Source organism: Arthrobacter sp. MDT2-3, from assembly GCF_059090465.1.
On sequence record NZ_JBNHFS010000001.1, the window covers coordinates 484,694 to 507,962 of the forward strand.

Genomic DNA, 23,269 nt, shown 5'->3' on the forward strand with positions numbered 1-23,269 from the left:
GTTGGCCAGGCGTGCATGATTCAAGGGTCTTCAGCTGGTTTTGGGTTCTGATCTTCAGCAGTGCCACGTGAGGCTCGACTCTCTTGGAGCGAAAAAGGAATAGGGACGCCTTCCAGCGTCTTGTTGCTGATGGGGCCGCTGACCGTTGGCTGCCTCATTCGAAAGGACCCTCTTGCCCACAGCTTTCATTCCCTTCACCATGCGCGCCTCAGCCCGTAATGACCACCGCGGCACCTTCCGCACTGACATTGAACGACTGAGCGCCGGACACCGGCACTGGGCGCCCCTGGACGTGCTCAGGTCCACGAATACCCAGGCTGTTTTCCGCGGTGCCGTCCCGAAGGGCGCACACACCGCGACTGATGCGAGCCTTGCACGCTTCCTCCAGGACCGTCTCGCCACGGTTGACATCCATCTGGACCTCAGCGTCACGATCGAGCGATAGCCGGCCCCAAAGCCCCGGACCACTATCCGGGGCTTTTCTTGTGCCCGTCACAGTCACCAGTCCGGTCAGGCCAAAGGAACCGAACAGCCGCATTGGACGGCCTGGCAGACAGCGCGGGGCCACCTGCGGCGGCCGATCGGCCGGCCTCAGCTGGCAAGCGAAACTCGAAGCAACGATCGGCGTGGCGTCAGAATAGGGCGAAACTTCCCTTTTTTGGGCCGTCGCTCATGATGGTCTCAAATCCCACCCTGACAGCCGAATGGCAGGAAACCGAGGTGCGGTAGCCCGAGAATCATCGAAATAGGCCAAAGAACCGGGACTCGGTGAGACCCGCTTGCGGCAGGAGCTGACGAAGTCCCCTCTTGCGGCTCACAGGTGTCTGAGAACAAGACCGAAGCCCCAAGGCAGGTGAATCCTCCCCTGCGAAACCGCCTTTACGTCAGGCTGGGGTGAGCCCTAACTCGTTAGGGGCATGCCGTCGGCATTTTCAGGGGCGCGTATTGTCCATGCCAGTCAGGACGCGAGCGGGCTTAAGTTCTCTAATTGGCACAGTCGACGTCCCAGAATTGATGTTGCTATTAGCGGGACCGCGGTGGTTAGGGCCGACCGACCGCATAAGCCTGGCTAATAAGCCGCCACCAGACAACACCACACCGTCGCACCATAATCGGTAATTGCGGAGTCAAAATAGAGGATTAGGAGACGATTGTCATGGAGGATAAAGCTGCACAGGAAGAACCCGCCGTTCGCCCATCCGACTTCAAGATCAGGGATGATATATCCCATGTACGGGCCCGCGAGGAGCTCACCACGCTGCTCCGGACGCACGATCTCCCGGAGTCGGTACCTAACTTCGCGCAGCTCACAGACGAACACGCCGCGCTGCTCCGCCAAATCGCCCAAGAGTCGGGCACTTCAAATACAGATCCCACTTTGCGCCGCAAAGCAATAACTGCACTCGGTCACTGGCCAGCATTAAGCAACATTAAGGTGCTACGCGCGGTAGCCGAAGGAGATGACGACCGAGCGGTCCGGGTTACGGCCCTGAGGGCGCTGGCCCATTGTGGAATGGAATCTGAAATCCCGCTACTGCTTGCAGCCCTTGGCTCGCCTGATCCCGTCGAATCGGTCGCCGCCGGCAAGGGACTGCTTACACTTGCCGCTCGGTTAGGTCCGGACGTCGTTGCGCACGCACTACCGTCGGAACAAGCCCTCGAGAGCGCGGACGGCCTCCCGCGAGAGGCGGGCCATTGAGCGGATCCTCCTACTCGCAGGAGTCATTGCCATCGAACATGGCAACCTCCTGAATCGTGAACATGGCCCCCGAGATTCAGAAGGGACTGCCCCGGGTTTCGTTAACTCCTTGACCTAGCGAGCTTGTGCTCGTGGAAGTGACGGTAACCATGCCCACGGCTCAGGGGGGCGGAGTTCCGCCAGGACGTTATTCATGTGGCCCGCAAGGGCGAGGCGCCGCTGGCCCAGATTGCGAAGGATTTCGGGCTTTCGGTCACCACGTTGAAGCGGCGGAGCGTAATCGCCGAACGTGAAGATTCCGGGGCCGGCCGGCAGGCGTGGAGTCGGGCGAGATGCGGGAGTTGAAGAAGCGGAACCGCCTGTTGGAGCAGGAGAATGAGATTCTGCACCGGGCTGCTGCCTATCTGGCCAGGGACATTAACCCAAGATGGTCTACCCGCTGGTCAGGGATCTTGCCGCCGACGGTGTTCCTGTGGCGGTGACCTGCAGGGTGTTGAAGTTCAGCAAGCAAGGCTATTACCGGTGGAGGGCCAGTCCGGTGACCGAACGGACCGGGTGGATGCGCACTAAGTCAACGCCGCCCGGGAAATTCATGCCGAGGACCCGGCGTTCGGATACCGGTTCATCGTCGACGAACTCTCGGAGATGGGCCTCCTGGCGGGTGAAAACAGGGTCCAGCGGCTGTGCATGGGACCACGGCATCTGGTCGTCCTTCTCCAAGAAGCGGGGCCCGAGCTGACGTTCCCTATTCCCGTCCAAGGGGCTCGCACGGGCATACCAATCCAAGGTCCAGTCCCGTTCTGATTTGGCACACTCCCGCTGGGACGCGCTTCCGTAGACTTCGAGCTGATCACTACGATTGGAGACCCGACATGCCGCATGGTGACGATGGAGACATGAAACGGGGGCAAGTGCAGGAGCAGGGCATCGGCGTGGACGACTCTTCCCGAATGCACTCCGAGTTCTCCTATGATGCTTCGAAGTACCGGTTGGCTCTGCCGCCGGCGTTTTCCGGCCTGCGTCGAGGGACGCCCGGACTGGCGGTGGCATGCTCCTCCGCGCAGGTACCTAGCATCGCGCGATGGCGCAGGTTCGATGGCTGGGAAACGCGATAGGTGGGGGCGTGGTCTTCGACCTTTCCGCGCCGCCTGATCTCAGTTGAACATTCGACTCCGACTTTGATGAGCTGCGCTCCCACTTTGAGGCCGCCACCCAGGGGGAGGCGAAGACATTCCAGAGGCTCTTTCTTGCATATCCCGTGAGTAGAACACCCCAAATTGAAAGAAGACTATGTCGAACAGCTGCTGGATCCCGGCTCTGATACCAATCGCCGATGACGACGAGTGTGATGGACACTGCCATTTCTGCCGTGGACCTGAGACTGATTGACACCGTCAGAACGGAAAGTCGCAGGGACGAAATGACAAGGCAATTCTCGCTAATGCTCCAAACCGCGGAGGGCACGGCTTTCCTCCTCCCCGGCGGGGAACCCGCGAATGACCCGATGCCACCTTCCCCGTCTTGAGTAGCAAGGAATTGAGGACCATGTCCGAGGGTAACGGTCGAAACGACACGCCTTTGATGAAGCTCTTCTACGATCCATTTGCCCCCACAAGGGCATCAGAATCCGAGTTTTTCCCTGACAGGGTGCGGTCCCGAAGGCAACAGCAGGGGCGCAGGGACGCTGAATGGATGCTCCAATCGCGTCAGCAGGCAAGAGCTGTCGCCCTATCTCAAGTTGCCCGCGACCTTCAACGACTTATGGACGGCCTTCAATAGAGCGCACAGCTGGAAGGCTGTCCCACCGGCAGTGCGAGACGGGCAGGAACTATTTCCGATAACAATGCCTTGGGCTAATTCAGGCAAGAGCTTCCTGAGTAGCCCAGCAATCCAGTGCATCTGCTTGGGGCGCTGGTATAGTAAGCCGCCTTCGTGATTGTCGTGGGTAATGAACATTTCCTTTGGCCACCTAACTGTAATGGTTCATCTTTGAATTGTATTTCCATGACTAGCCCTGCTTCTTCTTCGGACGTGCGCGTTACTCTCGCCCAGCTGGCGGAGGAGGCGGGCGTATCGCTGTCGACAATTTCGAAGGTCCTCAATGGCCGCGCTGACGTTTCCCGGAAAACCCGAACGAAAGTGGAGGAGCTCCTGGAGGAGCATGGGTACAAACGGCGAAAGGCATCGACCAAGTCGGCGCTCCTGGAGCTGGTCTTCCTTGAGCTCGAAAGCGCCTGGGCGCTGGAAATTATCCGCGGCGTCGAAAATGTCGCTAAAGAGAACGGCATGAGCGTCGTCCTCACCGAAAGTGGCACCAGGCACGCGCCGGGTGCGGGCTGGGTGGAGGGCGTGATGGCTCGGCAACCTGCCGGGGTTGTCCTCGTCTTCTCCGACCTGCCGCTGGAATACCGGCAGCAGCTGGATGCCCGCTCCATTCCCTTTGCCATCATTGACCCCGCCGGTGACTCCGCCCCCGGCGTTCCGTCCGTTGGCTCCGCCAACTGGGCCGGAGGCATGATGGCAACCCGCCACCTGATCGAACTCGGCCATACGCGGATAGCCGCCATCTCCGGCCCGGAGGACATGATGTGCTCCCTGGCGCGGGTCGACGGCTACAACTCCGCCTTGGCTACAGCTGGTATTGCAATCGACCGGTCGCGTATCAGATATGGCGACTTCCAGGTGGACGGCGGACGCGCCCATGCCCTGGAGCTGCTGGGCATGAAGGAAAGGCCCACCGCCATCTTCGCGGGCAGTGACCTGCAGGCCCTGGGAGTGCTCGATGCCGCCCGCCAGCTTGGCCTGTCCGTTCCCGGGGATCTGTCCGTTGTAGGATACGACGACCTTCAGGTGGCACGCTGGTCCAGCCCGGCGCTCACCACAGTGCACCAGCCCCTTATTGAGATGGCCGAAGAAGCTGCCCGGATGGTTCTGCGCCTGCGCGAGGGCGAACGCCCCAACAATCTGCGTCTCGACCTCGCAACATCACTCGTTGTCCGCCAAAGCACAGCACCTCCCGGCAGGAATTGATCCGGGCCACTCCTCCCGCAGGAACACCATGTCATTCTTCGTCAACGCCAACGGTGGGCTCATCACCCTCGAGTCGGGGGACGGCACGGGCAGTTGTCACTACTGGGGGGGCCGGCCTGCACAGCCTCGCTGGCGGACAGGACCTGCTCCTGCCCTTCCCGCCGAGGAGCTGTCTCCCGCGTTCGCAGGCACGACTCCTATGCCGTGGCCGAACCGGGTGAACGACGCGCCTACGCCTTCGCGGTGCAACGCTATGAGCTGCCCATCAATGAGGCGGCCACCGGCAGTGCCTTGCACGGGATTGCGCTGTGGAGCGACTGGCGCGTGGAGCAGCCCCCCCCCGGGCGGGCGTACCCATGGTCGAGAATCCGCTGATACGTCCCGATGCTCCCCGGGGGGAGGGACGGACCAGCAGGTGGATATGTTCCTGGACGACTTCCGCGACGGTGGGAACGCCTTGCTTCCCCGATGGTTGGCAGGCGGAGACGGCTCCTACATCTGCCCGTTGTCATTGAGGTACTGCACGAGGCCACTAGCTTCCCGCTCCGACCCTACGGTCACACGGCCGTGGCGACGGGTCCCATGTTCCCGCCATCGAACCGAGTAAGCCATGGTCCCATCCGAAAGTGATCAAGTGACAATGCTGCTGGCCACGCGACCACGCTCGCCCATACCCAATGCAAGCAGCAATTTGGCTGAGAGTGGTCGTCTAATGAGCAGTTGTGGTGTGCCTAACTGGGCGAAACTTCTGGTCCATTGGCTAGGGTCCCTACTCCCTTTGGCGCCTAGCATTGCTCCGTATGAGGCCAGTTGGAACCTCCGGGTGCGCCCGCACTACGAAGTGTCCCTCCTGGATCTCAGTGACCAGGACACCCATGCCGTTTCTGCTAGCGGCCGGAGTAACTTGAACGATGGCAGCTTCGAGGGTGGACTCCACATCTTCTCCTTCAGGCACGATGAGTTCCAGCATGCCAGGGGACCTCTGATCCTCACCGAAGCTCCTGTTATTTGAAGGCGGTCCAGAATCATGAAGCTGGTTATGCATGCTTTTGTCCTCGCTGTACTTCTTCGCTTGGTATTTCCTGCGCTGCCGTCCCGGCTCGTCAGCGGTGGTGAATGCTTTTCTTGCAGGGCTTCCTGAAGGCGTAGGACGCAAGCGGCACCAGCAACGCCGAAAGTGAAGGTTTTCAACCACCCTTGCAGGGGATACAAACGCCGATACCGCATATTCCGTCCAGCTGCCTCGGCCGGCAAACCCGTTACTGATCACGAGGCGGAACTGGGGGATTCTGATCGGTCCATGGCGGGTCCAATTCAGGTTATCCACAGCTGGAAATCGACCTTCACGGCTTGGCTCATTCCCGGCAAATAGGACGAACCTGCCAGCCGTCGTCCCGGCGGTATATCCGTTCACTTCTCCTATAGGAGAGTCTGAGCCGGATAGTGTCTTGATCCGAAGCCAAGTCTTCGATTACTCCACGTGCAATGACCAGACCACCATCGAGCACCTCGATCTCATCACCGGGTCTAAGCCTGTTCCAGTCGAAGATTTCGAAAGATATTGGGGTCAAGGAGCCTTCCTTGTTTTCTTCGGTGGGGACGTGTTAGTCAGGAGAGTTTTGAGTAGCATCCGAAAAAGATGGCCGTCGAGAGCAAGCGACTACTCGCGTTTTCTTAAGCGAAGCAAGGCCAGATCGCGGGCAACGGCGTTCTGGGCCTGAGTGCGACTTGCGTAACCATCGCCCTTGGACTTCCTTCGATGCTTTGCGGCTAGGGGTACCTCGTCACCGTTCCAACTAGAAGACAGCGGGTCGTAAAAGACAACGTCCATGCTTTGCCGGCCGGCGGTCAAGCCGGGAGGTAGAAGTACCAAATCAAGGTGGGTGCTAGCAGCGACAACTTGTGGGAGGACATTCGGATACAGCACGCCAAGGACAACCACTACACTTTCCGACTGGAAGGGCTGCGCCCGTCCAATCGTGACGAAGCAGCCTTTCGGCTCTCCCCACTCCCTGAATGGAAGCTCGTCGCCCTTCTTTGAGCTGCGGGGCATGGATTTCCTCGCCTCAAGCTGCTACTTCATCTTGGTGGTGATCCACAAAGGTTCCGTTTCGTCAGGTCGGGGTGTGCCCTAACAGGAGGAACACTGGGCCAGGCGTGCAAGTATCCGACCCTGATCGTTCTACCCGACGTGTCGTGATCGCATGCGTCTGATACTGTCACGCCGCCTAGGGCGGGGGTTCAGAGATGAGTGACTTCAACGATTGTTATCGGCAGACTCAAAAGCCCATGTTGCCCGGTGCAGTGCAGTAGCAATGCGCGCTCTCAGATTCCTTGACCACGGAAACAGAAGCTGGTCTTGATCCGTGATAGTCGGCGCATCCGGAAGAGCGCTCCGAGCGCCGTTAACGTCTCGACCCGCGAAAAGGAAAGCGAGCGAGTAATGGCTATCCAACAACTATCTTCTCCTTGATTGCGTTTGCGTACCGTCGAGGGGTGTGGCTCGCGCTGAAGTAAGCAACAGCAGCATCAATTGAGTATGCTTGCCGCTGATCAAATCGCATTGTGCCAAATTGGGACACGGCATGCGTGAATGTGCGGCGCGTCTAGGTAACCGCTCTCTTCTGGCACCCACGCCTCAGCATGTAGGTATAAAAAACCTTTTGCGCCGACTTATTTCTCGGACTGCGGTGCGGCCTGTTCCATTAGGTCACCCACCCAGGGTAGGTATCCTCGATGGAACACCATGCCCTCGGGCAGTCCCTGAATTGATACCGCAGAGTGGGAGATATCGATGGTGATACGGCCAGCCCCCATAGGGGCGTTCGTGATGTGCAGGTCGCCGTAGGATTCCGGGAGGACAGGGTCCATCCAGACGCCGCCCGAGGAAACGTCGGGGTCATAGCGCATTAATGTTGTCACCAGCTGTATGGGTGTCGTGGCCGCCCACGCCTGCGGCGAGCACGCCGTGGGATAGGGCACGGGCGCGGCAAACTGCTCCCTGCTGAACCCGCAGAACAGTTCTGGAAGGCGCCCCGCCGAAAAATCCGCGGCCTCCAGGAGTGCCGTCGAGATCCGCTGCGCCTCCGTCACGAACCCGTAGCGCATGAGACCGACTTGGATAATCGCGTTGTCGTGGGGCCATACCGCCCCATTATGGTAGCTGGCCGGGTTGTAGGCGCCCATGTCGGATCCCAAGGTGCGTACCCCCCAACCGCTAAACATCTCGGGGGACATCAGCCGTTCCACGACCAGTGGTGCTTTGTCTTTGTCGACGATACCGGTCGTCAGGCAGTGGCCCATGTTGGAGGCGCAGGCGTCGACTGGTCGCTTGTCGCGGTCCAATGCGACGGCGTAATAGCCTTTGTCTGGCAGCCAGAACTGTTCGTTGAATTGCCGTTTCAGCCGGGCCGCACGATCCCGTAGGTCAGCTGCCTTTTCCCGGTCGCCGGCGTCGAACGCCATCCATGCCGCTGCCAGACAGGCGCCGTAGACGTAGCCTTGGACCTCGCACAACGCTATTGGCGGCTCTGCGAGGGCCCCGTCGGCAAAGTTAATGCCGTCCCACGAATCTTTCCAGCCTTGGTTTATCAATCCCTGGTCGTTGAGGCGAACATACTCGACGAAGCCATCTCCATCCCTGTCCCCGTAATTACGGATCCATTCCATCGCTCGGTCGGCGTGGGGCTGCAGCGCAGTGATGGTCTCGGAACCGAAACCCCAGCGGCTCACCTCACCAAGTACCATCAGGAACAACGGCGTGGCATCGACGCTTCCGTAATACGCGGACTTCCCGCCCAAGGCCAGCACACTGGACACATCCATTCTGACCTCATGCAGTATTTTGCCTGGCTCCTCCTCGCTCATCAGGTCCACCACGCTGCCCTGGCGGTCAGCGAGCGTCTGCAGCGTGCCTAAGGCCATTGAAGGATCAACCGGTAGGGCCATGAGGGATGCCCACAGAGAGTCTCGCCCGAACAACGTCATAAACCAGGGCGCCCCGGCGGCAACCACTACCCGATCCGGGTGTTTCGGATCCTCGATACGCAAGGAACCCAGGTCGTCGTAGCTACGCCGTAAGGTCCGCTGGATTGAGCGGTTTCCCATTTCTAGCAAGGGAATCTTTGCCACCCATTCCTGCCGACGGCGTACACGTGGGGACAGGCCGTCCACATCGGGATGAATAGTAGGCGCAAGTCCTCCGGTCCCGTCCACGACGGGTGCCACGCTCAATAGCATGGTCCAGCGGCCGCGCGGGGGAACAGTCTTCTTGTAGATTATTGCCTCTGCGGTGACGGCGCCGCCTTCGGCCTTGACGATGACACCCTTGCGGGTGTCCTTCCAAGTGGCCTCGATTATTAGGGAGTCCCCGTCCACCTGCCGTGTCTCATTCCACTGCCTCTGGATCTTGGCCCCCTTGACTTCGAAGATGTCTGCGAAATCCGATTCGACAGTCAGGGCAACCACGCACTCGGCGGGCTGCCTGGAGTAGTTCTGAACTGTTATTTGTTCCAGGAGCCCGCCCCCGATTTCCCGCACCCGCTCGACGATGAGGGAATTGTCCGGGTGCCCGTCCGTGTGCGGCACACGTCCGGCCAGCAGGGCACGGTAGGGCTCCTTGGTCTCGGCCGCCAAGGGTTCCAGCATCTGTCCGTTAACGGTCAGGTTCCAGCGAGACAGGATTCGAGTGTCCTCGTGGAAAACCCCGTGAGGATACTCGGGAAAGATGTCACCACTCGCGGATGAAATGCAGAAGTTCGGTCCATCCACCAGCGTGACCGTCCCGCCCAGTGGACCGGCTGCTGTGTCAGCGTTCCATCCAGCCATCCCGGCTCCTTCATGCTTCCCGACACGTGGGTGTAGTGGCTGGCTCTTCGTCTTCGGCTGGCGGCCGCTGTCTTCACCGATATTGACGCTACGCTCGTCTATGGCGGGGCGCCACCCTCGCGTTGACTCGTAAATGATCTCCCTTTGATACCGCCTTGGACGGCGAGATTCGGCAACAAAAGGTGCTCGCGGTGATGTCGACGCCCTTACCGGGAGAAGGCGTCCAGCCTGGAGTTCCTCCGGTTGAGGGAATCGAAAATGTCCCCACACCGCTTGGCAACATCGGCGACCGACGTCGCTTCTGCCGCTACGAATACAGGGTGATGAGATGTTTGAAAACCTGATTGCTAACGCACCCGATCACAGGCCGCAGGTATGGGTATCGGCAGCTGTCTCAAAGTGACACGTTTTGTTCCTTGCCCCGAACCCCATGCTGGAGGAGACCTTTTAGTTCTCAAAGCATGGTGAGTTGATCAAAATGATGAACCGGAAGCTTGCGCACGGTCGAAACCTCGAGTGGGAGCTACGCGTGAATGAACAATGCAACCCACAGGTGGCCTTCGACGGCGAGTCGGAACAGCGTAAGCAGCGCTCGGAGTTGAGAGAGCCCATTGGGCGGTGGTTGCCTGCTTCCAACGACTCACTGGTTTCAGTTGTTTGTCTTACCATCGACGGCATATGGCCCGACACCATGGCAGCGATGGCCTGACACGGTGCCACGAGGACATGGAACAAGGTAATGCTGCAGGGGCATGGCTACTACACCCGCTTTCGGGATCTAGGTCATTGGCGACGTTGATCCTGCAAAGCTGTTGCACAAACAATTCCTATTTACAGATCAAGGTGAAGGTAAATGAAGGCTCGAGAAGCTCATAGGAGACAGAGAAAGCACGCTGCGCTTTCCGATTGGCGACAACTGCAACAAGGTGAACGAGTGAACATCTTGAGGAATGCGAGGATCGTCGCTCAAGGTCTAGTAGAAGAAATCTCGGAGAGTGGGGGAGTGCTGTGGATTGTGAATGACCAGTCCGAAAACCAGGCATTTCTCAAATCGGACGGGGTTCTTGTTCACAGGCATTGACAGCGATCGAAATTATGCGGACCGCCGGCGACCGCTGCCGGACAGGGTCTCTCGTGAGGTGGCAGAAGTTCGAGGACGATGTCATCGTGAACGTCGCAAGTGATGATAGCCCGGCATCGTTGAAGACGCCGGTGCTATTGCCATCGTAAAGTTCGAGCGCGTCCCGGCTGATATGAGCGCCAAGGGAGATGTGGGCCGCATATCCGATCCAGACATGATCAATGAAATATCGCTGTCCATCCCGATCATGGCAAAAGCTTGCAGCAGGGAGTTAGTGGACATTGGAGGGACACTTGGAAATCATGCCGTTCTATCGGCAAAGCCGGATCGAAAGTTCGCTAAATTGTTCTGCCGCAACAGCTCGCGGATGACGCGTCTGTTACTTTGAGGATCTCAGCGCAGGCACCTGGATAGTGGCAGCGCAGCGCGCCCATTGGCCAGTTCGAGCTCGGGTCGAGGGCCGAGACTCGGGCTCCAGGCGCTAGACGCCCTTATTCGAAAGGTCCTGAGAAGTCTCCGTTGTGAGCGTTCTCACTGTTCCGTTGAGCTCCTTGGGCCGCGCTGACTCTGCGGTGCGCCAACGTGTCTCAAACTGACACGGTCGTTTGGTGTATCTACAGGCGATGCTTTAAGCCAGACAATCATTAGATACCACGGAACATAAAGGCCAGATCCGTCTGGTACCAGAATCACTCAGTGCACAAGTTATTCAGACACGGCGACATGATTTCATCAGGTAGTTTTATAAGGGAACGGTGCAAAACCTATGACGAGAATTTTTAGGATGCGTTGGGACAACGTAGCTCGACGTGACGTAGTAGAAGTAAGTTTCGACGGGAAATTCGTGCAGAGGGGAATCGTTGATGAGTGTACTTCCGACGGTGACTTCGTTTGGCTTCTAGACAGCCTTGGCGAGCGGAGGCTTTTTCATCAACACGACGGTTACAACCTCGAAAAACTGGATCAGTAGGGGATTGCACTTCCAATTCTAAATGCGAAGTTTCGCACGTCCTGGATACATAGGAGACCCCTGGCCCGCTCTGATGGTTAGTTGTTGAAACGGCTGCGTTTTTTCATATCTTGCTCCTCGCCCTTGGGAGCTTCCAGGCTTACACCTTGAGATACAGTGACGGCCAGTCTTCCGGGGACGTGTGGAGCCGGTTCTAAGCAACAAAAGTCAGTAGCAAACTGCTCAGCTTTATCGTGGTCGCGATGAAGCATGGAGCTGGAGATCCAGCTTGAGAACGGCGTGCGAGAGCAGGACCGCCCGGTCGGTCAGGTTGTCCAATTCTTCGTCGTCGCAGTCTGGTGATGCCCAGCGCGTCGCACCTTCAAGCAACGTCACGACAACTTTGGCTCGATCTTCCGCCTCGGGATACCCCATATCCGTGGCTGCGGCTACATACATGTTTTGGTGCATCCGCACCCAGTCATCGACCTGGGTGCGGAGTTCCACTGGAAGTATGCGCGCCGCCCTGTCCGTGGCAACCAGCAGGTCCCACAGATTGCTCTCCGGGAGTCGCACCTGACGGGTGAAATGGAGCCTGACCATCGCATCCCAGAAGTCCTCAGCGGACGCGGCCTGCCCAACCGCTTCCAGCAGCGCGACGCCGAACCGATGGAAGTGCCACCTGAGCGACTCTGCAACGATCTCATCCCTGCCATTCGGAAAGTGTGAGTAAAGGCTCGGTGGTTTGATGTGGACAGCATTCGCGATAGTCCGCATCGAGACTGAGTTGAACCCGTTTGCTATGGCCAGCTCAAGGAAAGCCTCCAGAATGTGCCGTCGAGATGCCGACTGCCCGGCCCAGCCCCACTCCTCCAGGCGTTCTGCAAAAGCGTCGCGTGCGCCCACATACGATGTACCACTCATAGCTTGACCCTAACAAGCAACCAACGGGACAAAAACCCTTGGCTAACGATCATTAGTTAGGTACTCTTGAAGTGGCGCAAAGGAGCACCCGCTTTTGGCGTTTCCATAGATGCGATTTTGAGCAAGGAGAGCGGAACATGGTTACCGAAAATACAAGCCGGGGGACAACCCAAGACTGCAACCTCTTTGGAAGCGGCCTCTCCGGCATGATTGCCGCGCATATCAGCGCCAAAGCTCTGGAAACTAACGCCTCCCAGGACGACGCTTGGCAAGCGCAGCAGGCCTTCCGTCCCCGGACCCGGGGTTGGCTCGCAAGGCGTGCTGCCCCCCACCGCCGCGGAACTGCCGCTGCCTCCTAGACCGTCTCACTTTCTCCAGAAAGACAGTTCTTCCATGGCCGCTGAAATGCTGTCCCCTTGGCCGCATAACTCGTTGCGCGAAATAAATCGCCTTCGAGAACTTTTCCTCATGCAGCCTCATACGGATCTTCGTGGAATCCGGCCGATTGTGGCGCGCTCTTGGTACCGCAGCAGGGCCGCCGGAGTCGACGCCGTAGCCGATCGAGGCTTCTTTGACGAAGGCCGGGTGGACGAATATACGATCCAAGCGGCGGGCCCGCATTTGCAGAAGCTGGACGAAGTGGCTGCCGATTTGGGTGGATATGTCAATCTGACCGCACCTAACGGCGTCCTCGTCAAGGCCGATTTCCTTCGCGACGATGGCTTCCCGGCCGGGTATTCGCTTCTGGAAGAAAGCTGCGGCAGCAACGGTGAAGGCTTGGCGCTGGAGGAAGGCCGCGGCGTCTGGCTGGCCCCGGAGGAACATTTCCGCGAAGACATGCGAGGGAACTGGTGCTTTGCTTCGCTGGTTCGGGACCCGTTCCACAACCGCGTGCGAGCAGTCGTTGGCCTGACACTTCCCGCCAACCGCGTCTCTACCTTGGAACCCTCCTCTACGCTGCTGATGCTTGAGGGCGTAGCCTCGCGGATCGAACGCGATATCGAAGTGCGGACCTCATCCAGGGAGCGGGCGCTGCTCAATGAGTACTTGAAAATCTCGCGCCGAAGGGGCAACCGCGCGGTGATAGCACTTGATGGGAAGAACTCCCTCCAGAACACCACTGCAACGGCTTCTTTGCAAGACAGCGACTTCTCGATCATATCCGGCTACGCTACGGCGGTAATGTCTTCCGGTCGCGGCCTGAACTGTGAGGTCATGCTCCAAGGGCCTGGACTATCTACTCTGGAAGTTTCCCCCGTAACACTGTCCACTGCGAATGTCGGCGCGATTGTTGTAGTCCGGCCCCATGCTCCAAACAATGAGCGGGCCGTCACTGCTGCAGCCATTCCGCCGCAACGGGAGTCTTCACCGCAGGGAACCGCTGAGCGACTGATGGAGCACCTGGATGGGACCAGCACCGAATTCAAGCGCACCCTTAACCTGGCCCGCAAGGCGGTGGACGAGGGCAGGTCCGTGATGATGATCGGTGAACTTGGCAGCGGGAAACGCCGCTTGGCCAGTGCCATCGCATCGCTGCGCGGAGGGCACATGACGGTTGATGCACGCAGTGGCGCCCTCAAGAACCCGCAATTCAGGGACGTACTCCACAGGGTGGCTACAGAACTGCCTGCGACGCTGATTATTGAGCACGCCGATGAGCTTTCCCAGAACGAAGCCAGCGAGATCGCCCGCAATCTAAGGGGGAATTCGGCCACCAAATTGATTTTCACCATTGCACGGCCAACAGATGCAACCCTGTTGCTCTCCGAGTCTTTTGACGCCCTTGAGGTACCAGTAGCGCCGCTGCGGAACAGACGGGAAGACATCCCGCAACTCGCCACTGCCATTGCGGAGGAACTGGGGGAGCGCAGGCTTTCCCGTAGGCTCGTCGCAACGCTCACACAAGCCGACTGGCCGCGGAACATAGACCAGCTCCGGTCCGTCGTCTCCAACGCGGTGGAGCGGTCAGAAGGTGCCGAAGTGACGGTTGACGACCTATCGCAGGGCTTCCACCGCGTCTTGACCAAGGGGCGGCTTTCCCGGCTGGAAGACGCCGAACTTAGCGAGTTGCGCACCGCCCTGCAGGAGGCGAAAGGCAACCGCAGCCTCGCAGCGGAAACACTACAGATCGGCCGCTCCACCCTGTATAGGCGCATGGACTACTTCCGCAGTCGGGGCATCGACCTCTGATTCCAGCATGCAGAAATAACGGAGCCGGCCATCCTTGATGGCCGGCTCCTGCGTGCTGCCCTACAACTCTGACCCGCGGGACAGGTGTCCCGCTCTTGTGTCTCGATCTGGCACGGATAGAGGCCCTGATATCGCGTTGTACTTGAAATCACCCGACACCGGCACTCGTCCCATGGAGTGTTCGGCAGCGAACGAGGGTACGACACGAACAGGACGACAGACTATGACGCGCGATGCCCAGGGAACCATTCTTGTGGCCCCTCACCATTTCCCAAATTTGGACCGTGAGCACGCCCTCGCGGTTGAGTTCGGTTACGAACTCAACCCCGCGGCTGACGCCGATGCCTTCCGTAAAGGGCTTCCCGAAGCCGACATTGTCATGATCACCCCCTATGCCAAGCTCACTGCTGCTGACTTCCCGGTCATGTCCAAATGCCGGGCAGTCATCAGGTACGGAATCGGCTACGACAACATCGATGTTGCTGCTGCCACCGAGGCCGGCATTCCGGTTTCGATCGTCCCGGGGACAGCTTCGGAGGAAGTTGCTTCACACGCTTTCGCCATGGGCCTGGCGTTGGCACGCAGACTGCCTGCAGGTGATGCGTCGATCCGAGATCTCGGCTGGGCCGGGACCATCGGATACGACACGCCGGTTTTGTCCGAGCTCGAGGTCGGTGTTCTTGGAATGGGGCGTATCGGCCAGCATGTTGCCCGGATGTACCAGGCTGTGGGCGCCCGTGTACGGGCCTACGATCCATTCGTGACGGACAGCTTCGTGCAGCTGACCGGGCTGGACGACATCCTGGAGAACTCCGACGTCGTCTCGTTGCACCTGCCGCTGACCGCGGAGACGGGAAACCTCCTTTCCGAGAACGTCCTGGCACGGATGCGCAAGGGCGCAGTGGTAGTCAACGTCTCTCGCGGCGGCCTCATCGATGAAGCAGCACTTGCCGAAGCGCTGACCTCGGGACACATTGCCGGTGCCGGCATCGACACCTTTGCTGAAGAGCCGCTGCGTGACGGGCACCCGCTCCGCTCAGCACCCAACGCCATCCTGACTCCCCACATCGCATGGCGTTCCAACCGCTCGACGGGCGCACTGCAGGACGGAGCCGTGGAACGGGTCCGGCTGGCGCTGACCGGGCAACCGCTCATCGACCTCGTGAACTGAAAGACTGGAGAAAAACCAATTGGGAACAAAAAACCATCTGGAAAAGGTCGCGGAGGGTCACCCCGCGGAGGATCCACACCTGCGCAGGGGACCCCGCGGCTTCCCCTTGCTGCCGGGCGGCTACGGCCGATCAACGTATTACACCGGAGCCCCAAGCCCCTATGCCATCCGAGGCGAAGGTTACCGCGTCTGGGATGACCGCGGCCATGAACTGATCGATGCAAACAACAACTTCACCTCGCTGATCCACGGCAACGCGCACCCTGAGATCACCGAGGCCGCAACAAAGGCACTCAGCGCCGGCGCCAGCTGGGGAATCCCGAACCTCTACGAGTGGGAACTGGCAGACCTCCTGCTGTCCCGCCTGCCTGATCTTGACCAAGTACGATTTGCCAACTCGGGCACCGAAGCCGTGATGTCCGCAATCCGCATCGCCCGCGCAAGCACTGGGCGCGAACGCGTCATCGTCACTAAGGGCGGTTACCACGGAACGTCCGAGGTGGCCCTGGTTCCTGGCGGACCGGCGTACCAGCGCGGAGTGACCCGTGGTGTAATCAACGACGTCACGGCGGTGCCGCTCAATGACGTCGACGTCCTGCGTCAGGAAGTTGAAGCCGCACCGGAATCATACGCCGCAATCATCTTGGACCTGTTGCCCAACAGGGCCGGTCTTCTCAGGATTTCCGAGGATTTCGTACACGCTGCCCGTGAGCTCGCAACGCGGTACGGGATTGTCCTGATCATTGACGAGGTCATCAGTCTGCGCCTCGGATTCAACGGCTTCAGTGGCGAATACGGCGTTTCCCCCGACTTGCTCACCACTGGAAAATTGATCGGCGGCGGCTTCCCCGTCGGCGCCGTGGCCGGCCGGGCTGAACTGATGGCCGAAGTGGATCCGACCCATCCGGGCAGTTTGCCACACGGGGGGACCTTCTCCGGGAACCCGGTCAGCATGGCTGCCGGAGCAGTCGCCTTGCGCCTCTTCACCGAAGAGGAAGTAAAGCGACTGAACCACCTCGGTGACACCACGCGTGACGCAGTGAACCTAAGGATCGCCGACGCCGGCTGGGAAATGCGCGGCCGGGGTTCTCTGCTCCGCGCGGTTCCTGCCGGCGCAGAGAAGGTCGACGAACAGACCCAGCACCGGCTCTGGTGGGCCTCCTACGAGCGGGGATTACTCGGTTCGCCCGCCAACCTGCTGTCCTTGTCCACCCCCATGGATGAGAAGGTCGCGGGGGACATCGCCGAACGACTGGCTGATGCCGTGCTCGCAATTGCAGGCCGGACCCCGAAAACGGAAAACGGAAAGTAGCCATGAAGATTGTTTCCTACCACCACGAATCCGGCGTCCGCGGGGGGGTGCTGATTGACGATGCTGTTTATGATCTCGAACTGCTCCTCCAAGGCTCAACAGATGCAGTTCATGGCGCAACCACCTCGGTCCGTGAGTTCCTGAAGCTCTACGGCGACAGGATCCCTGCAATCTCGGCCGGGGTGACCAGCCTTGCCGCCCAGGACCCGGAGGCCCGGGTCGGCGCATTGACCGAGGTTCGGTTGACCACACCGGTCACTGATCCGGCCAAGGTGCTCTGCATCGGTCTCAATTACAAGGACCACGTGGCGGAAACCGGCCGGGCCTTTCCCGAATATCCGGACGTGTTCGCAAAATTCGCGTCCACCATGGTTGGCCCGGAGGACGAAATCGGCGGTGCCGGGGTCAGCGATAACCTTGATTTCGAGGGGGAAGTTGCCGTGGTCATTGGCCGCCGGGCGAGCGGAGTCTCCGAGGAGGACGCGCTGAACTACGTCGCGGCCCTTGCCGCACTGAACGATGTCACAGCACGCGATCTGCAGTACCGCGGAACTCAGTGGCTGGCCGGCAAAGCCGTTGACGGTTCAACCCCATGGGGGCCAGCGCTGGTCACGCTCGATGAAGTAGGAGACCCGCAGGCGCTTGACCTGGCGACCCGGGTGAACGGCATCGAAGTGCAGCGCTCCAACACGCGATACCAGATCTTTTCCATCGCCCGCGTCGTCTCCTATCTGTCGAGCTTCCTCACCCTCGAACCGGGAGACGTCATCGCCACCGGCACCCCGCAGGGCATTGGGGCCAAGCGGAATCCTCCTGTCTGGCTTGAGCCGGGGGACATGGTGGAAATAGAGATCGACAAAGTGGGGCTGCTCCGCAACCGCGTCGGCAAGCCCCAGCAATAATCCTCCAACTCTACGAAAGTAAGAAGACCCATGAGCGAAGTACAGACACAACCGGGTGAAGCGAGGTACCGCATCGCCGTCGATACCGGTGGCACGTTCACGGACGTGGTGGTCGGATCGAACACAGGCGACATGGCGGTTGGCAAGGCATTGACCACCTATGACCGCGTCTTCACCGGCTTCGAAGCCTCCGTCCGACGGGCCGCCGAATCAGTTGGCTGGAGCGGAGATGACGTCCTGCGGCACGCGGATGTGATCGTCTACGGCACCACACACGCCACCAACGCAGTACTGACGGGCAAGGTGGCCAAGACGGCCCTGCTGACCACGAACGGTTTCGCCGACACCTTGCTGCTCCGTGAGGGTGGCCGCCGGGACGCCTTCGACTCCAAGGCAGCCTACCCGCCGCCCTACATTCCCCGTCACCTGACCTTTGAGATCACCGAACGCATTTCCGCTGAAGGCGATCTCTTGGTACCGCTAGACGAAGGGCAAGTACGTGAGGTTCTGAATTCCTTTAAGGATCAGGGAATCGAGGCTGTAGCCGTTTCCTTCCTCTGGTCGATCATCAACGACGTCCACGAGAAGCGCGTCGCGGAACTCATCCAGGAAATCCTGCCCGGTGTTCCCTACACGCTGTCTAACGAAGCAAACCCGACGATCCGCGAATACCGCCGCTCCTCGGCCGCCTCGATCGACGCCTCCCTGAAGCCGCTGATGGCTGACCACCTGGGCAAGCTGCGTTCCGACCTCGAGGAGTACGGTTTCGGAGGTGACCTGCTGGTGGTCACCTCCGAAGGTGCGGTGCTCGACGTCGTGGATGTCCTGGACCGGCCCGTACTGCTGCTGAACTCCGGTCCGTCCATGGCCCCCCTTGTGGGCGCGGCGGCCGCCCCGGAGCGGGACACGGTAGTGGTCTGCGATATGGGCGGCACCACTTTCGACGTATCCCTGGTTGAAGAGGGCGTTGTCCGCCACACCCGGGAAGCCTGGCTGGGTGAGCCCTTCGTAGGACACCTGACCGGTCTGTCCTCGGTGGCCGTCTCCAGCATCGGCGCCGGTGGCGGCAGCATTGCTTGGATTGACGGTGGCGGTCTGCTTCGTGTGGGTCCGCAGAGTGCCCGCAGCACTCCAGGTCCGGCCGCCTACGGACGCGGTGGTGAGGAACCAACAGTCACTGACGCCTGCGTTGCGCTGGGTTACCTTGACGCAGAGGGCTTTGAAGGCGGGTTCACGCTGGACCGCGAGGCAGCTGTCCGTGCCATCGATACACGCATTGCCGGGCCCATGAACATGGACACCCTGCAGGCCGCACAGGCCATCCTGGACGTATCTGCCAACCACATGGCCACAGCCATCCGCCAAGCTTCACTGGAACACGGCGTCGACCCCCGGGGCGCCTTGATTGTGGCCGGCGGTGGCGCAGGCGCTATGGTCGCAGCCGCTATCGGTGTCCTCCTCGAAACAGATACAGTCCTGATTCCCGCGACAGCCGGCGTGCTGGCCGCCTACGGGGCCCACCGCGCTCCCATCGCCACGGAATTCCTCTCACCGCTGCACAACAACACGCGCAGTTTCGACGCCAGGTCAGCCTCCCGTGCAGTCGAGGACCTGACGGGCAAGGCGAACGCGTTCGTCGAGCGCTTCCACGGCGTAGGGGACGCACCCAATGTCACGTACTTCGTCGACGCCCGTTACCCAGGTCAGGCCTGGGATCTGCGGGTCTACCTGGACGCTGCCCCCGACACCGCAGGCGACGCTGCCGGGATCATTGAGCGGGCCTTCCACGAAGAGCACGACCGCCGCAATGGAACCCACGATTCGGACAGCCGGGTAGAGATCATCACCTGGGGTGTCCGGGTGGAAATCCCGAGGCCCGAGCACACGAAGGACCAGACCGAATCGAGCCGGACCATCGAAGTCCACCGCACAGACTCCATCGTGTTCGGCGGCGAAAGTTTCAGCACCCAGCGGTACCGCGGCGTCACGCTTGCCCCCCGGGACAAGATCGTTGGCCCTGCAGTCATCGACCAGCCCACAACCACCATCGTCGTGCCGCCGGAGTGGAACGCCACACTCGACGAACGATCCAACATCTACCTCACCCGTAAGGAGGCGTAGCCGTGACGCGCGAATTTGATCCCGTAAAGCTCTCGGTACTTGCCAACGCATTTGACGGCATTGTCCGCGAGATGACCAGTGGCCTACTGCGTTCGGCCCGTTCCTCCGTCATCAACACAGCAAGGGATTTCTCCTGCGCTGTGTTGACAGCGGACAACCAGCTGCTCGCCGCTGCAGAAGGTGTCCCGGTGCACGTCTTCGGCGCCGGCCCGCTCGGCGAAGACATGGTGGAACTGCACGACGACATCCGGGAAGGTGACGCCTTCCTCCACAACGACCCCTACCGGGGAAACTCGCACGCAGCAGACCACGTGATTCTGGTGCCGATCTTCCTCCAGGGACGCCACCTCTTCACCGCCGTCACCAAGGCCCACCAGGCCGACTGCGGCAACTCACTCCCCACTACGTTCTTCGCCACGGCACGTGACGTCTACGAGGAAGGCGCCCTGATCTTCCCCTGTGTCCGCGTCCAGCGCGACCACAAGGACATCGACGACATCATCCGCATGTGCCGGGCCCGCATCCGCGTACCTGATCAGTGGTACGGCGACTACCTCGCCTCGGTGGGCGCCTCCCGGATCGCCGAGCGCCGCATTCACGAACTCGCGGAGAAGTTCGGGGTCGATGATCTGGTGGACTTCGTCGACGCCTGGTTCGACTACTCCGAGCGCCTCACGGCAAGCGCCATCGAGACGCTGCCCGAGTACGTCCTGCACGGGACTACCGCCCACGACCCGTTCCCGGGGACCGGCCCGGACGGGGTGCCCCTGCAGGCAACCATCGAGGTCAAGCCCAAACAGGGAAAGATCACCATCGATCTGCGGGACAACCCGGACAACCTTCCCAACGGCCTGAACCTCACGAAGGCGACGGCGACAGGCGCGGCGCTGGCAGGCATCCTCTCCGGTATCCCGGAGAACCTGCCGAGCAACGCTGGAACCTTCCGGAGGGTCGAGGTGCTGCTGCGTGACGGCTGCGCGGTCGGTATCCCTAAGCATCCCTTCTCCTGCTCGTCCGGCACCACCAACCTGGCAGACCGCGTCGTGAACCTTGTCCAGGCCGCGTTTTCACAGATCGACGACGGATACGGCACCGCTGAGGGGGCTGCCGGGCAGGCACCCGCAAAGTCGGTCATTTCTGGAATCGACGAGCGAAACGGCAACGCCTATGTGAATCAGATCCTGGTAGGCGGCGTCGGCGGTCCGGCCACCCCTTACGTCGACGGTTGGCCGACGTACCAGCGGCCCGTCTGCGGGGCCCTTCTCTACCACGACAGCGTGGAGGTAGATGAGCAGCGCTACCCCATCCTGGTCCACGAACGCACCCTGGTCGCTGACTCCGGCGGCGCCGGCAGGCAGCGAGGCGGACTCGCAACGCGGGTCACCATCGAACCGCGGGTCCAGAGCGTGACCATCACGTACGGCATCGAAGGCAAGCTGAACCCACCCAGAGGCGTCCGCGGCGGCCGTGATGGCGCTGTACCGTCGGCGTGGGTTGAAGACCTCAAGACCGGCGAACGCCGCGAGATTCCCGTGGTGGGCCGCTACGACCTGCAGTCCGGTGAAAAGGTCGTTTCCATCACCCCAGGTGGTGGCGGATACGGCGACCCGCTGGAACGTGAAGTGCTGGCGGTCCTCGACGACTACCGCGAGTCACGGGTTTCCCTTGAAGCAGCAGTTGCCGAATATGGCGTCATCATCACCGACGGCGCAATCGACGAAGCTGCTACGGCAAAGACCCGCCAAGAGCGTCTGGCCATCTAAAAGTACCAGCCATAGCAACTGATTCCGGGGCGGGGTATATTTCCTCGCCCCGGAAGGTTTCACCAACTAATGACGGAGATTCACATGGAACCCATTCGAGTCGGCATCATCGGCGTCGGAAACGTTCTCAACCAATACCTGGACAAGATCGGCGTCCACCCGGACGTCGACATCGTGGCACTGGCAGACGTCAACGCGGAGGCCGTGAAAGCACGGGCAGCAGAATACGCGGTTCCCAAGGCCCTCTCGCCGGACGAACTGCTGGCCGATAACGAGGTAGAGCTGGTACTCAACCTCACCCCGCCAAAGCTCCACGCGCCGGTGACCCTCCAAGCCATCGCCGCAGGTAAGCACGTCCTTTCGGAAAAGCCGTTTGCCACCTCCCTAGATGAGGCACGCCAGATCCTGGACGCCGCGCGCGAGGCTGGGGTGAAAGTGGGCTCAGCTCCCACCACCTTCCTCGGCTCCGGCATGCAAACCAGCCGCAAGCTCATCGATGACGGTTGGATTGGAGAACCCGTCGCCGCTTTCGCGTCCTTCGCGTGCCGCGGCTATGAGTACTGGCACCCGAACGTCGACCCCTTCTACAGTCCGGGAGCCGGCCCCATGCTGGACATCGGGCCGTACCTGATCACCAACCTCGTAAACTTCTTCGGCCCGGTCAAGCGAGTCTCTGCAACAACACCGCGTTCATCGGAGACCCGACCCCGTCCCGGCAAAGAGGGCGGAGTCATTCAGATCAAGACCCCGACGCACGTCACGGGCACGATCGATTTCGAGTCCGGTGCATCCGCAACGGTGATCGTCAGCTGGGACATCTGGAACCACAACCTGCCGCATCTGGAAATTTATGGAACAGGCGGCTCGCTGGCGGCGCCAAACCCTGACCACTTCTCCGGGGCACCTGTGCTGCGCCGAGGCGAGCCCGGCGACCTGGCGCTGGACATGACCCCTCCAGGCGGTGGTGACTGGCGCGAAACTCCAATCACACACCGCGACGACGCCTACCGGGGCATCGGCCTGGCCGAGTTCGGCTACGCCATCCGCAAGGGCCTGGAGCCGCGCACCGGTGGCGACTTCGCCTACCACGTGCTGGAAGTCCTCCTCGCCTTTGAAGCATCCTCAGAGCAGGGCCGTCACATCGAGATTGAAAGCACCTGCGAGCGGCCACGGCCGCTGCCTTCTGTGGGACCACAGGAGCCCTACCGTTTCGACTAGGGGAACGTAAAACAACAACAGCAGTCGACGGCGGTACTTGCGTGCCATCGTCGGCTGCTGTTTTTCGTACCCCATCGCAAGC

13 protein-coding genes and 1 pseudogene are annotated in these 23,269 nt (G+C 60.6%); 12 read left to right on the forward strand and 2 right to left on the reverse strand.

Annotation, left to right across the window (positions count from 1 at the left end):
* Positions 1-172: 172 nt before the first annotated feature.
* The 4 genes and pseudogenes from AC5RUQ_RS02255 to AC5RUQ_RS02270 all read left to right on the forward strand — a co-directional run bounded on the left by AC5RUQ_RS02255 (position 173) and on the right by AC5RUQ_RS02270 (position 4,729).
* The gene (locus tag AC5RUQ_RS02255) at positions 173-445 is read left to right on the forward strand and encodes a hypothetical protein (protein ID WP_458779752.1); all 273 of its coding nucleotides are present in this window, start codon (positions 173-175) and stop codon (positions 443-445) included.
* Between the two features lie 711 nt (positions 446-1,156).
* On the forward strand, positions 1,157-1,699 hold the full coding sequence (locus tag AC5RUQ_RS02260; RefSeq protein ID WP_493945782.1) for a HEAT repeat domain-containing protein: 543 nt from the start codon (positions 1,157-1,159) through the stop codon (positions 1,697-1,699).
* A gap of 189 nt (positions 1,700-1,888) precedes the next feature.
* Positions 1,889-2,429, forward strand: a pseudogene (locus AC5RUQ_RS02265) (transposase family protein); the annotation flags it as partial.
* 1,274 nt (positions 2,430-3,703) lie between these two features.
* The gene (locus AC5RUQ_RS02270) at positions 3,704-4,729 is read left to right on the forward strand and encodes a LacI family DNA-binding transcriptional regulator (protein ID WP_493945783.1); all 1,026 of its coding nucleotides are present in this window, start codon (positions 3,704-3,706) and stop codon (positions 4,727-4,729) included.
* 2,673 nt (positions 4,730-7,402) lie between these two features.
* Here the strand turns inward: AC5RUQ_RS02270 and AC5RUQ_RS02275 are convergent.
* Complete coding sequence (locus AC5RUQ_RS02275) at positions 7,403-9,556, reverse strand: amylo-alpha-1,6-glucosidase (RefSeq protein ID WP_493945784.1); 2,154 nt, start codon at positions 9,554-9,556, stop codon at positions 7,403-7,405.
* A gap of 1,196 nt (positions 9,557-10,752) precedes the next feature.
* Here AC5RUQ_RS02275 and AC5RUQ_RS02280 point away from each other — a divergent pair.
* Positions 10,753-11,025 (forward strand): hypothetical protein, encoded by a 273-nt coding sequence (locus AC5RUQ_RS02280; RefSeq protein ID WP_493946379.1) that lies wholly within the window; start codon positions 10,753-10,755, stop codon positions 11,023-11,025.
* Between the two features lie 810 nt (positions 11,026-11,835).
* Here the strand turns inward: AC5RUQ_RS02280 and AC5RUQ_RS02285 are convergent.
* A complete protein-coding gene (locus tag AC5RUQ_RS02285) occupies positions 11,836-12,510 on the reverse strand; it encodes a TetR/AcrR family transcriptional regulator (RefSeq protein WP_493945785.1) in 675 nt (224 codons plus the stop codon).
* A 405-nt stretch (positions 12,511-12,915) separates the two neighbouring features.
* On the opposite strand from AC5RUQ_RS02285, the gene AC5RUQ_RS02290 reads away from it, so the two are divergent.
* The 7 genes from AC5RUQ_RS02290 (at position 12,916) to AC5RUQ_RS02320 (ending at position 23,187) form a co-directional block, all read left to right on the forward strand.
* Positions 12,916-14,700 carry a sigma-54-dependent Fis family transcriptional regulator gene (locus AC5RUQ_RS02290; protein WP_493946380.1) on the forward strand — a complete coding sequence of 595 codons (1,785 nt, stop codon included), beginning with the start codon at positions 12,916-12,918 and terminating at the stop codon, positions 14,698-14,700.
* Between the two features lie 223 nt (positions 14,701-14,923).
* Complete coding sequence (locus AC5RUQ_RS02295) at positions 14,924-15,871, forward strand: C-terminal binding protein (protein ID WP_493945786.1); 948 nt, start codon at positions 14,924-14,926, stop codon at positions 15,869-15,871.
* Positions 15,872-15,890: 19 nt separating this feature from the next.
* Positions 15,891-17,183, forward strand: coding sequence for an aspartate aminotransferase family protein (locus AC5RUQ_RS02300; RefSeq protein ID WP_493945787.1), 1,293 nt, complete (start codon positions 15,891-15,893; stop codon positions 17,181-17,183).
* A 2-nt stretch (positions 17,184-17,185) separates the two neighbouring features.
* Positions 17,186-18,085: a fumarylacetoacetate hydrolase family protein gene (locus tag AC5RUQ_RS02305; RefSeq protein WP_493945788.1), complete on the forward strand. Its 900-nt coding sequence runs from the start codon at positions 17,186-17,188 to the stop codon at positions 18,083-18,085.
* Positions 18,086-18,115: 30 nt separating this feature from the next.
* Positions 18,116-20,206 (forward strand): hydantoinase/oxoprolinase family protein, encoded by a 2,091-nt coding sequence (locus AC5RUQ_RS02310; protein ID WP_493945789.1) that lies wholly within the window; start codon positions 18,116-18,118, stop codon positions 20,204-20,206.
* A 2-nt stretch (positions 20,207-20,208) separates the two neighbouring features.
* Entirely contained in the window at positions 20,209-21,969 is a 1,761-nt protein-coding gene (locus tag AC5RUQ_RS02315; RefSeq protein WP_493945790.1) for a hydantoinase B/oxoprolinase family protein, read from the forward strand.
* A gap of 84 nt (positions 21,970-22,053) precedes the next feature.
* The gene (locus tag AC5RUQ_RS02320) at positions 22,054-23,187 is read left to right on the forward strand and encodes a Gfo/Idh/MocA family protein (RefSeq protein ID WP_493945791.1); all 1,134 of its coding nucleotides are present in this window, start codon (positions 22,054-22,056) and stop codon (positions 23,185-23,187) included.
* Positions 23,188-23,269: the final 82 nt, after the last annotated feature.